We start from the raw sequence: 672 nt of genomic DNA, 5'->3' as shown, positions 1-672 counted from the left end.
TCCCGCTTCCGAGGTCGGCATAATCCGGTAGCCGGGTCAACGCTCTTCTCATCCAACGAGGAGAGGAGAGCGTCATGGTGCAGGTGTTTCATTCGATTGTGGATGGCCCGTTGGAGGGCTTCGTCCAGGGGTTGGCCGACGATCTGGTCCGGGCGGGCTATACGCCGGATTCGGCAAGTCAGCACATCACCTTCGTCGCTCATCTGGACCGGTGGATGACTGCCCGGTGCGTCGGCGTGGGTGAGCTGTCGAGCGCGGTGATCGATCAGTATTTGGGCGATCGCCGTGCGGCCGGATACTCGAACTACCGGTCGGTCAAGGCGATGCGTCCGCTGCTCGCCCATCTTGGCCGCTTCGATGTGTTGCCACCTGCACCTGTCGCGACGGGGCCGGTGGCGGAGCTTCTGGATCGTTACCGGTCCTACCTGCTGAGCGAACGCGGCCTGACGTTGGGCACGGCGCGCTGTTACCGGGATGCGATCAAACCGTTCCTGCTCAGTCGCGTCACCGGCGGGCAGCTGGATCTGGCGGGGCTGACCGCGGCCGATGTCACCGGCTACGTCGTGGCCGCGTGTCCGGGTCGCCCGCAGGGCACCGCGAAGCTGATCGTCTGCGCGTTGCGTTCGCTGTTGACGTTCCTGCATGTTGGCGGGCTGATCGACGCTCCGCTGG

General features: G+C 65.2%; 1 protein-coding gene. It reads left to right on the top strand.

Going from position 1 to position 672, the window contains the following annotated elements:
• Nucleotides 1-74 precede the first annotated feature (74 nt).
• The coding region (locus ABD747_RS26620; RefSeq protein WP_344810190.1) for a site-specific integrase at nt 75-672 on the top strand (598 nt) is incomplete at its 3' end.

Source organism: Microlunatus ginsengisoli (assembly GCF_039537205.1).
Classification (GTDB): Bacteria; Actinomycetota; Actinomycetes; order Propionibacteriales; family Propionibacteriaceae; genus Microlunatus; species Microlunatus ginsengisoli.
The sequence above is the reverse complement of the archived record's forward strand: the minus strand, read 5'-3'. Positions and strand labels throughout refer to the sequence as shown.